We start from the raw sequence: 10219 nt of genomic DNA, 5'->3' as shown, positions 1-10219 counted from the left end.
CACTGGGCACACCCCGCTAACATTTCCCGGCCTTTCCGCCCCCCCCCCCCCGCCCCCCCGCCCCCCGGGGCCCGTCGGCGGAAGGTCCCGCCGCCGGGCACCGGCGCGTGCGCCGTGCGCCGGTGCGCCGTACGCCGCGCGGTATGCGCCCGCGTGCGGCGCGTTTTGGCCGGTCAGTGGGGATGTCGGTCGAACGTGCAGGCCAGGGCCGCGGGCATGCGGATACCCTTGGCGTGTGACGGACGCCCAAGAGACCGCAAGCGACAGTTCCCGGCGCATCACCGGGGGCACGCCCCCGGACGCGGGACCCGTTGAGGCGGCGGCGCCGACCCCCCTGCTCGAACCCCGCGAGGGGATTCCGCCGGTCATCGCGGACGCCGCCGCGCTCGCCGAGGCCGTGGCCGCGTTCGCCGCGGGCACCGGCCCGGTCGCCGTGGACGCCGAACGCGCTTCCGGTTACCGGTACGGCCAGCGGGCCTATCTGGTGCAGCTGCGCCGCGAGGGCGCGGGCTCCGCCCTGATCGACCCCGTCGCCTGCCCCGACCTCTCCGCCCTCGGCGACGCGCTGTCCGGGGCCGAGTGGGTGCTGCACGCCGCCACCCAGGATCTGCCCTGCCTGCGCGAGATAGGCATGGTGCCGACCAGCCTGTTCGACACCGAGCTGGCCGGGCGGCTGGCCGGATTCCCCCGCGTCGGACTCGGCGCGATGGTGGAGAACGTGCTCGGCTTCGTACTGGAGAAGGGCCACTCCGCCGTCGACTGGTCCACCCGCCCGCTGCCCGAGCCGTGGCTGCGGTACGCGGCGCTCGATGTGGAGCTGCTGATCGACCTGCGCGACGCGCTGGAGAAGGAGCTTCAGCGGCAGGGCAAGCTGGAGTGGGCGCTGGAGGAGTTCGCCGCGATCGCGGCCGCGCCGCCCGCCGAGCCCCGCAAGGACCCCTGGCGCCGTACCTCCGGGATGCACAAGGTGCGCAGGCGCCGGCAGCTGGCCGTGGTGAAGGAGCTGTGGGAGGCGCGGGACCGGATCGCGCAGCGCCGGGACGTCTCGCCGGGCAAGGTGCTCGGGGACGCGGCGATCGTGGAGGCGGCGCTCGCGGTGCCGGCCAATGTGCACGCGCTGGCCGCGCTGAACGGTTTCGGACATCGCACGGGCCGCCGTCAGCTGGAGCAGTGGCAGGCGGCCGTGGACCGGGCGAAGGCGCTCCCGGAGTCGGCGCTGCCGCAGCAGGGCCAGCAGCTGACCGGCCCGCCGCCGCCCCGCGCCTGGTCCGACAAGGACCCGGCCGCCGCGGCCCGGCTGTCGGCCGCCCGCGCCGGGGTGTCGGCGCTGGCCGAGCGGCTGGAGATGCCGCAGGAGAACCTGATCTCCCCCGACACCGTGCGCCGGATCTGCTGGGAGCCCCCGGCCCCCGCCGACGAGCAGGCGGTGGCCGCCGCGCTGACCGGGCTCGGGGCGCGCGCCTGGCAGGTGGAGCAGGTGGCCCCGGTGCTGGTCGCGGTGCTGTCGGCCACGCCGGAGTAGCGCCCGGGGCGGGGCGGGACCGCGCCGGGTTCCGTCCGGCCGGCCAGGTCCCGGTGTGACGTTCACCGCTCGCCGGGGTGGGACTGTGCAGCTACGTTACCCATAAGTAGCATGAGCTTAAGCAAGCGCTCAGCGTCCCGCACCCTGGAGGAGAGCCATCGTGCCTCGTACCGTCAAGGACGTCGTCTTCGTCGACGGCGTCCGCACCCCGTTCGGCAAGGCGGGCCCGAAGGGCATCTATCACGAGACCCGGGCCGACGACCTCGTCGTGAAGGCGATCCGGGAGCTGCTGCGCCGCAACCCCGGTCTGGACCCGAAGAAGATCGACGAGGTCGCCATCGCCGCGACCACCCAGATCGGCGACCAGGGCCTGACGCTCGGCCGCACCGCCGGCATCCTCGCGGGCCTGCCGCAGTCGGTGCCCGGCTACTCCATCGACCGCATGTGCGCCGGCGCGCTGACCGCCGTGACCGCCGTCTCCGGCTCGGTCGCCTTCGGCGCGTACGACGTGGCCATCGCGGGCGGTGTCGAGCACATGGGCCGCCACCCGATGGGCGAGGGCGTGGACCCCAACCCGCGCTTCGTCTCCGAGAAGCTGGTCGACGAGTCGGCGCTGTTCATGGGCATGACCGCCGAGAACCTGCACGACCGCTACCCCGCGATCACCAAGCAGCGCGCCGACGAGTACGCGGTCCGCTCGCAGGAGAAGGCCGCCAAGGCGTACGCCGACGGCAAGATCCAGCAGGATCTGGTGCCGATCTCGGTGCGCCGCACCGCTGCAGTCGACAGCGGCTCCGCCGCGGGGTCGGCCGGTGAGACGGGCTGGGGCCTGGTCACGGCCGACGAGCCGATGCGCCCCGGCACCACGCTGGAGAACCTGAGCGGTCTCAAGACGCCGTTCCGCGTGCACGGCCGGGTCACCGCGGGCAACGCGGCCGGTCTGAACGACGGTGCCACCGCGTCGATCATCGCGTCCGAGGACTTCGCCCGTGAGAACGGCCTGCCGGTCAAGATGCGCCTGGTCTCCTACTCCTTCGCCGGGGTGGAGCCCGAGGTGATGGGCTACGGCCCGATCCCGGCCACCGAGAAGGCCCTCGCCCAGGCCGGCCTGTCGATCTCCGACATCGGCCTGTTCGAGATCAACGAGGCGTTCGCCGTCCAGGTCCTCGCGTTCCTGGAGCACTACGGCATCGCGGACGACGACGCCCGCGTCAACCAGTACGGCGGTGCCATCGCGTTCGGTCACCCGCTGGCCTCCTCCGGCGTCCGGCTGATGACGCAGCTGGCCCGCCAGTTCGAGGAGCACCCCGAGGTCCGCTACGGCCTGACGACGATGTGCGTCGGCTTCGGCATGGGCGCGACGGTCATCTGGGAGAACCCGAACTTCGAGGGGGACAAGTGAGCGACACCACCGAGCTGCTGAAGGGTGCCGCCGAGCTGTTCCCCGGCGAGGTCGTCACCCAGGCCCACGTACGGCACTTCGAACTGCCCTTCAACGCGGGCAGGTTCGCGCTGATCACGCTGGACAACGGCTTCGACCACACCAAGCCGACCACCTTCGGCCCGGCCTCGCTGGCGAACCTGGACGCCGCGATCGACCAGGTCGAGAAGGAGGCCGCGGCCGGCGGCGTCGTCGGCGTCGGCATCACCGGCAAGCCGTTCATCTTCGCGGTCGGCGCCGACCTCAAGGGCGTCGAGCTGCTGAAGCGGCACGAGGACGCGCTCGCCATCGGCAAGGGCGGCCACGAGGTCTTCAAGCGCCTCTCCGGCCTCGCCGTCCCCACCTTCGCCTACTACAACGGCGCGGCGATGGGCGGCGGCGTCGAGGTCGGCCTGCACTGCGCCTACCGGACCGTCTCCAAGGCGATCCCCGCGTTCTCGCTGCCCGAGGTCTTCCTCGGCCTGGTGCCCGGCTGGGGCGGCTGCGCGCTGCTGCCGAACCTGATCGGCGCCGAGAAGGCCGTCCAGGTCATCATCGAGAACAGCCTCAACCAGAACCGCCAGCTGGGGGGCAAGCAGGTCTTCGAACTCGGCATCGCCGACGCGCTGTTCGAGGGTGCCGACTTCCTGGAGCAGTCGCTGCTGTGGACCGCCCAGGTCCTCAACGGCGACATCACGGTCGAGCGTCCGGCGATCGACCGGGGCGAGGCATGGGACCAGGCCGTCGCCAGGGGCCGCTTCGTCGCGGACTCCAAGGTGCACGGCGCGGCCCCGGCCGCCTACCGCGCGCTGGAGATCATCGAGGGCGCCAGGGACGGCGACCTTCAGAAGGGCTTCGACGCCGAGGACCAGGCCCTCGCCGGCCTGATCATGGGCGGTGAACTGCGTTCCGGCATCTACGCGTTCAACCTGGTGCAGAAGCGCGGCAAGCGTCCCGCGGGCGCCCCGGACAAGTCGCTGGCGCGTCCGGTCACCAAGGTCGGCGTCGTCGGCGCCGGTCTGATGGCCTCCCAGCTCGCGCTGCTCTTCCTGCGCCGCCTGGAGGTGCCGGTCGTGCTGACCGACATCGACCAGGAGCGCGTGGACAAGGGTGTGGGCTACGTCCACGCCGAGATCGACAAGCTGCTCGGCAAGGGCCGGATCGACCAGGACAAGGCCAACCGCCTCAAGGCGCTGGTCACCGGTGTCCTGGACAAGGCCGAGGGCTTCGCGGACGCCGACTTCGTCATCGAGGCCGTGTTCGAGGAGCTGGGCGTCAAGCAGAAGGTGTTCGCGGAGGTCGAGGCGGTCGCCCCGGCTGACGCGATCCTCGCCACCAACACCTCCTCGCTGTCGGTGTCGGAGATGGCGTCGAAGCTGAAGCACCCCGAGCGGGTCGTCGGCTTCCACTTCTTCAACCCCGTCGCCATCCTGCCGCTGCTGGAGATCGTGCGCGGCGAGCAGACCGACGACGCCTCGCTGGCGACGGCGTTCGGCGTGGCGAAGAAGCTGAAGAAGACCGCGGTGCTGACGAAGGACGCCCCGGCGTTCGTCGTGAACCGCATCCTGACCCGCTTCATGGGCGAGATCCAGAACGTCATCGACGAGGGCACCCCGGTCGCCGTCGCCGAGAAGGCCGTCGAGCCGCTCGGCCTGCCGATGTCCCCGCTGGTGCTGCTGGAGCTGGTCGGCCCGGCCATCGGCCTGCACGTCTCGGAGACCCTCAACCGGGCCTTCCCCGAGCGCTTCACGGTGTCCCCGAACCTGAAGAGCGTTGTCGAGGCCGGCAAGCGCGGCTTCTACGTCTACGACAGCGGCAAGCCGGAGCTGGACCCCGAGGTCGCCGCGCTGCTCCAGCAGGGCGACTCCGTCCTGACCGAGGAGCAGGTCCGCGACCGCGTCCTGGACGCGGTGGCCCAGGAGATCGGCCTCATGCTGGACGAGGGCGTCGTCGCCGAGGCCCAGGACATCGACCTCTGCCTGATCACCGGCGCCGGCTGGCCCTTCCACCTGGGCGGCATCACGCCGTACCTGGACCGTGCGGGCGTCTCCGAGCGGGTGAACGGCAAGCGGTTCCTGGAGCAGGGTGTGGCGAGCGTGCCCGCGTAACACCGGGCGGTACGGAGAAGAGGGCCCCGGCGCGCGTGCGCGGGGGCCCTCTTCCCGTGCCCGGGAGGGAGGCGGCGCGTGCCCTGGGCGCAGTTGCCGGGCGCGTCGAGGTCCGCGCAGGTGGCGAGGTGGGCGGGCTTCTCCGTGATCGCCGCCGAGTCGAGGTTCTCGCCCCGGAACCGGTTGGCGTGGGCGCGGTAGTGCCCGACGACCGGGGAGTGGCCGGCCTCCCGGTAGCGCGCCAGGGCCACAAGTGTGAACTCGGCGGTCATCGTGTGGTCCCCGTGGTCGGAGCAGACGAACTCGGTCTTGCCGGCGTCGTGTTCCGGGTCGGGGTCCAGGGTGCGCACGGTGGTCGGCCGGTGGCGGTCGAGCAGGGTGGTTGGGGGGGTGATCACGTGCTCACGGGTCACCCGCTGCGGCTCGGTGACCGTGCCCCCGTGCACCAGGAGGGTGGCTGGGCGGGCAGCCGGCCGTCCCACGGGTGGGCGACGCGGGTGGAGGTGCCCTGCTCCGTGGGCGCGCCCTGGTGGAGCTGGAGGACATACAGGGACACCTGGTCGTGGCCGTCCAGGACCCCGGTCACCATCCGGGCGTACGCCGAGCGCAGTCCGCAGCCCCGCGCGGTGCTGTGACCGGCGAAGTCCGGCAGCGCGCCGGCCCGCCGGGCGTCCCAGGTGCCGATGGTGACGCCCGGTCCCCGGTCTCCAGCGAGCGCAGGAGACCGGGGTTCATGAAGTACAGGCGTCGTGGTGGGCCACGACATGGAGTACGGATCGGGGCTGCGGGCTCATGTGGTGTCCAGGGTGGCGGTCGCGCGGCATGCGGGCGGGGCGGTGGGGGGAACTCACCGGTCCACCACGTTCATCGCCATGGCTCCGGAGGCCGAGCAGTAGGGGCGTACCCAGACCGGCCGGGCCGGGTGGATGACGGCGAGGTCGGAGGGCTCGTCGCCGGCCAGGGGGAGGGAGGAGTAGGAGAGGGCGGCCTTGACGTCGGGGAAGTCCTCCAGCAGCCGGCAGACACGCACCTTGCGCCGCTCCTCGGGGTCGGGCTGGAGCCACCAGTCCCAGTCCTCCCAGCGGTCCAGCCGGTGGTCCACCACGGCGCGCAGCGGCACGTCCACCCGGAACCGGCGCGCGCCGCGCACCTCGACGGGCACGGCGACGTTCTGCGCGTGCCGGCCGCGCCGGCCGACGACGAACCGGGCGCCCGGCTCCAGGCGTCCGTCGCCGCACAGCACACCCTCCACGGTGACGCGTCCGTCGCCGACGCGTACCCGGGTGCACTCCGCGTGCAGGTCGCGTACGACGGTGCGCAGCATCAGCCGTCCGTCGGGCTGAGCGTAGGGCAGGTTCCAGATGACGGGGCGCGCGGGCGGCCGGGTCAGGAGTCGGGAGCGGGCGTCGATGAGGGCGCGGGTGTCGCGCAGGCCCGCCTTCATGCGGACGACCGGTCCCCTGGGCGCCCGCATGGTCACCTGCCAGCGGCCGTCGCCGAGCTGGTCCATGGCCTCGGGGGTGACGACGGCGGTGTAGCGGATGCCGCCGTTGTCGAGGGTGGTGCGTGTGGTCTCCAGGAGCAGGTCGGGGCGCCGGTCGTCGTCGGAGGGCTTGTGCCGCAGGACGAACTGGTGGCGCCGGCGGCCCTCGTCCGGTGCCTCGCAGCTCAGGCGCAGCCAGCCGGCGTCGGGGGCGGTGACGTCGACGGTGGCGGCGCCGAGGGTGGCGGGCGGCACGGTGAGCGGTGCGGAGCGTGCCTTGCGGGGAGCGGGCGGGCGGTGACCGCGCTCGGCGCCGGCGCGGCGCCGGGCGGCGTCCTCGAAGATCGCCGCATAGCGGCCGGCGATGGCCGAGGGGTCGTACCGCTCGGCGTTGCGCAGCGCGTTGGCGCCCATGGTGCGGCGCAGTCGCTGGTCGGCCATGAGGCGGCGCAGCGCGTCGGTGACGCCCTGGGCCTCGCCGTTGGGCACGAGGAAGCCGTCCTCGCCGTCCTTCAGGATCTCGCGCGGTCCGACGGGGCAGTCGGTGGAGACCACGGGGAGCCCGCAGCGCATCGCCTCCACCAGGGTCATGCCGAAGGACTCGGCGCTGGAGGTGACGGCGGCGATCGAGCCCTTGGCCCACTCGGACTCGATGGGCGAGAAGCCGCCCATCAGCAGCACCTGGCCGTCGAGGCCGAGTCCGGTGACCTGGGCGCGCAGCTTGCCGGCCTCGCCGCCGTCGCCGTAGATGCGCAGCTGCCAGTCGGGGAAGTCGTCGGCGAGCGCGGCGAAGGCGCTGATGAGCAGGTCGTACCGCTTGACGTGGTGCATACGGCCGGCGCTGACGACGACCTTGCGGGTGCAGTCGGAGGGGCGGCCGGCCGGGCTGGGCACGCTGTTGGGGACGCCGGTCACCGGGATGCCGGGGATCGGGGTGTGCTCCTGGAAGGAGCGGGCGTCGGCGTCGGTGACCGTCGTGATCGCGTCCAGCCTCGGGTAGACCCGGGTCATCTCGGCGCGGACCGCCGGGGGGATGGCCAGGTGCGTCATGTGCTCCTGGGCGATGCGCAGGGCGCCGTCCCGGGTGTGGGCGGCGACGAACAGGTTGAGGCTGGGCCGGGTGCCGATCACGACGTCCGCCGGGGTCCGGCTCAGTTCCCGGATGATGCGGGCGTCGGTGAACTTGCTGTACTGGGCGTGGAACTCCTCCTGGCGCGGGACCACTTCGCTGGGTTCGTCGCTGCCGGGGGCGCCCCGGTCGGGGCCGCCGGGGCGCAGGTCGACCAGGGCGCGCACGGTGACGCGGGGCGAGATCCCGAACTTGGTGGCGGTGGTGCGCCGGAAGACGGAGACGATCTCCACGTCGTGCTGGACGGAGAGGGCCTCGGCGAGGTTGATGACGGTGCGGTTGGTGCCGCCGATGCCGTAGATGTTGTTGATCAGGAAGGAGATCCTCATCGGGCCTCGGCCTCCTTCCGTTCGAAGGGACTGGGGACGGGGAGGTAGGCGTCCAGGAACGCCCGGAGCATGACCGTCTGCCGGTCGGTGTCGAGGCCGTCGGAGAGGGTGTCGTTGACGCAGAACGCCTGCCGGTCGCGGCGGGCCAGCAGGATGCCCAGCCGGCGCTGGATCTCGGGTCTCGCGAGGTCGAGGTAGGCGAACGCGATCTGCGAGGGCACGGCCCGCCCGGTCAGGTACGCGTGGTAGTGGTACAGCGACGACGGGATGGACAGGTCGGCCGCGCCCCGGAACCGGCTGTACGTGGTCTGCCGGTGCTCGGCCGCGTACTCCCGCTCGATCTCCTGGAGCACGCTGCGGCGCAGGGCGTACGGGGCGTGGCGCAGCTTGTGCACGATGGCGGTGCCGAACCGTTCCCGCAGCAGCCGCCGGTTGTTCTTCCCGGCGGCGTCGACCGGGCGGTCCCCGGCCGGGCTCGCCCCGTGCGGGAGCTGGGACGGGGAGAAGAAGATGCGGCTCATCCCGTTGGAGAGGAAGAAGTCCTGCGGGGTGACGGGACGGCCGAGGAACATGTCGTCGTTGAAGTACAGGAAGTGCTCGGACAGTCCCTTGATGTGGTGCAGCCGGCTCTCGATCGCGTGCGAGTTGAAGGTGGGCAGCGCGGACGGGTCGTCGAAGATCTCGGAGTGGTCGACCACGGTGATCCGGGGGTGGCCCTCGTCGAGCCACGCCGGGCGCTGCCGGTCCGTCACCAGGTGGACGCGCCTGATCCAGGGCGCGTTCTGCTCCAGCGCGCGCAGCGAGTAGCGCAGTTCGTCCCGGCTGATGTACCGGGCGGCGTTGGCGGACTCGGCGTGGTAGCCCTCGTCCCCGTGGGCGGCGCGGCGGCGCTGCCAGGCGGGGTCGCTGCCGTCGACCCAGGTGTAGACGGCGTCGATGGGGAACCGTACGTCCTCCGGCAGGCGTTCGGCGCAGGCCGCCAGGGTGCGCACCGGCCGGGTGGGGCGGGTGGGCGGCGCGGCGAAGCTGGTCAGCCTGCCGGCGGGCAGGGTGATCAAGGGCTCGCCGAAGGCGACCTCCCCGGTGATCCGGTTGGGGCGCGGGGCGAGGAGCCGGTCCTCGCCGGGCTGCCAGAACTCCAGGTCGCAGCCGTGCTCCAGGCCCAGCACCAGGGTCCCGCCGGGATGGCTCCAGACGGCGCCGACCCGCAGCACGTCCGCACCCCGCGCCAGCCGCGCCGCCTGCCGCGAGCCGCACAGCACGGCCCGGCCGGCGGCGGACTCGCCCCGGTACGCCCGCGCGTAGACGGGACCCTCGGTGCCGAAGCGGCCGAGGAGGCCGGCGACCTGTTCGCGGTCGGCCGCGGACACGGCGACGCAGGAACGCAGGTCGCTGGTGCCACGGATCACGAAGTGGTCGATGTCCGCCCGTTCCAGGGCGCCCACGACGCGTTCGAGGTTGGCCTCGCGCAGGCCGAGCGGGGACACGGCGGCCCGCACCACGGCGATCCGGTTGCCGGGCGCCGCCGCGAGTCCGGGCCCCCGCTGGAAGGTGCGGAGCCGGGGCCAGCGGCGCCGGGCGCGCAGGACGCGGACCCGCCGGGTGAGGAAGCCGAGGGCGTGCAGCCGGTGCGGCAGCCGCTTCAGTGCCGCGCGCAGGCCCGTCGGGACCCTGTGCGCGACCCGGCGCCTGACCAGGGCGGGGACGACCGCGCGGTACGCCTGGAGCGGCGCCGACGCCTCGGGGTTGGCGGTGCTCACCGCTGACGGACCACCTTCCGCGGGGAGTCGACGGCGATGCCGGGGCCGCGCTCGAAGGGGCTCGGTACGGGGAAGTAGCGGTGCAGGAAGCCGACGACGGCCTCGGTGCCGCCGCCGGCCAGCGCCGCGTCGGAGCCGAGCCCGGTCAGCTGGAGCTGCTGGGTGTCCCGGCGGGCCAGCAGCCGCCGCAGCTGGACCGGGAGACCGGGCAGCGCCGCGTGCAGCGTGACCGACGCCTCGCCGGAGGGGTCGGCGAGCGCGTGGATCTGGCCGAAGTGGTGGGCGACGCCGTCCAGCGGCTGGGTGCCGGGCACGGTGGCCGCCCGCTGTCCGTCCTGCGCCTCGGGAAGGAGGGTGCCCTTCTCCGCGAGGCGGGAGAGGGTCTCGACGCGGTGCGGCTGGGGACCGCCCGCGTACCCGTGTGCGACGGCCCGGCCGGTCGCCGAGAACGCGGCCCGAGCCCAGGGG

Annotated in this window: 6 protein-coding genes and 1 pseudogene; 3 read left to right on the top strand and 4 right to left on the bottom strand. The window is 73.2% G+C overall.

The genetic code is table 11. From position 1 onward, the window contains the following. Positions 1 to 235: 235 nt before the first annotated feature. From ACFWN1_RS28590 to ACFWN1_RS28580, 3 genes are all read left to right on the top strand, one after another. Complete coding sequence (locus ACFWN1_RS28590; protein ID WP_384368028.1) at positions 236 to 1522, top strand: HRDC domain-containing protein; 1287 nt, start codon at positions 236 to 238, stop codon at positions 1520 to 1522. Positions 1523 to 1682: 160 nt separating this feature from the next. Continuing rightward, positions 1683 to 2924 (top strand): thiolase family protein, encoded by a 1242-nt coding sequence (locus ACFWN1_RS28585; protein WP_384368025.1) that lies wholly within the window; start codon positions 1683 to 1685, stop codon positions 2922 to 2924. Then, entirely contained in the window at positions 2921 to 5050 is a 2130-nt protein-coding gene (locus ACFWN1_RS28580; protein WP_384368022.1) for a 3-hydroxyacyl-CoA dehydrogenase NAD-binding domain-containing protein, read from the top strand. Before ACFWN1_RS28585 ends, ACFWN1_RS28580 begins: the two co-directional genes overlap by 4 nt. A gap of 409 nt (positions 5051 to 5459) precedes the next feature. Here ACFWN1_RS28580 and ACFWN1_RS28575 read toward each other — a convergent pair whose 3' ends face one another. The 4 genes and pseudogenes from ACFWN1_RS28575 to ACFWN1_RS28560 form a co-directional block, all read right to left on the bottom strand. Then, on the bottom strand, positions 5460 to 5816 hold the full coding sequence (locus tag ACFWN1_RS28575; protein ID WP_384368019.1) for a hypothetical protein: 357 nt from the start codon (positions 5814 to 5816) through the stop codon (positions 5460 to 5462). Between the two features lie 81 nt (positions 5817 to 5897). Further along, a complete protein-coding gene (locus ACFWN1_RS28570; protein WP_384368016.1) occupies positions 5898 to 7991 on the bottom strand; it encodes a glycosyltransferase family 4 protein in 2094 nt (697 codons plus the stop codon). Continuing rightward, entirely contained in the window at positions 7988 to 9751 is a 1764-nt protein-coding gene (locus ACFWN1_RS28565; protein ID WP_384368013.1) for a stealth family protein, read from the bottom strand. Before ACFWN1_RS28565 ends, ACFWN1_RS28570 begins: the two co-directional genes overlap by 4 nt. Then, positions 9748 to 10219: pseudogene (locus ACFWN1_RS28560) on the bottom strand (sugar phosphotransferase); the annotation flags it as partial. The pseudogene ACFWN1_RS28560 and the gene ACFWN1_RS28565, both read right to left, overlap by 4 nt.

Origin of the sequence: Streptomyces sp. NPDC058459 (genome assembly GCF_042721685.1) — a bacterium.
GTDB lineage: Bacteria > Actinomycetota > Actinomycetes > Streptomycetales > Streptomycetaceae > Streptomyces.
The sequence above is the reverse complement of the archived record's forward strand: the minus strand, read 5'-3'. Positions and strand labels throughout refer to the sequence as shown.